Origin of the sequence: uncultured Polaribacter sp. (assembly GCF_947501385.1) — a bacterium.
GTDB lineage: Bacteria > Bacteroidota > Bacteroidia > Flavobacteriales > Flavobacteriaceae > Polaribacter.
This window is the reverse complement of record NZ_CANMVP010000076.1, coordinates 1-797: the sequence shown is the minus strand read 5'-3', so window position 1 is coordinate 797 and position 797 is coordinate 1. Positions and strand designations below refer to the sequence as shown.

General features: G+C 34.4%; 1 protein-coding gene. It reads left to right on the top strand.

Features of this window, described 5'->3' with window-relative positions; translation table 11 throughout:
* Positions 1-708 (top strand): hypothetical protein (locus Q0998_RS19245; protein WP_299673077.1); only part of this gene is annotated, 708 nt, incomplete at its 5' end.
* Positions 709-797 lie beyond the last annotated feature (89 nt).

Below are 797 nucleotides of genomic sequence, written 5' to 3'. Positions count from 1 at the left end.
AGTGCTCTTTTGTTACGTCTGATTTTCCTGCGGAAAATCCTCGCACACAAAACCGCACTATTCTTATACGAGCCCGTTGTGCATAATGTACCAAAACCGCAAAAATCAATGAAAAACCTGAATGGAACTTGGTTAAAAATTAAAACAGGAGCCGACTACTGTCAACCTGAATTCATTGAGTTTAATAACGACCAAATCATCCATTTTGAACTTGAATTGAAAAGCGGAAATGAATTATCAAAAGTCCGAACTGAATGGAGCGAAAAACTTTCTGAATCAAAATACGAATTTGTAAATGACAATCGAATAAGAATATTCAGAATGGGAAAAACTTACACTGTGTTGAGCGAAACTGAATCTAAAATAGAGGACACGGAATTTGCGACTGATTATGAAAGAATTGAACGAACCAAAACGGAACTTGAATCGAAAAAAATTGAGACGCTCGAATTCAAAGCACAATGGAATAACGAGAAAATACCATTAACGTTCAACAAAATTTTAGATAGTCCAGTAATCCAAGAACTGAATAAAAGAATGAAAAGAAATGGACGCAAATTAGTTTTGGAAAATTTACAAGGAACTTACTTTGCATCGATTTTTGACAACGATAAACGAGAAAAACTAATCGGAATTAAGGAAATAGATGAGTATAAAGCAATCTTGTTTGGATTTCCAGAAAACCCATATGAAATAAAAGCTGAATAAAAACACTATGCACAATAACTAAGTATATGGCGTGCCGATAGGCCAACGCTATATATTCTGTTGACTGATCCGGGAAGTTTTTAGATAAG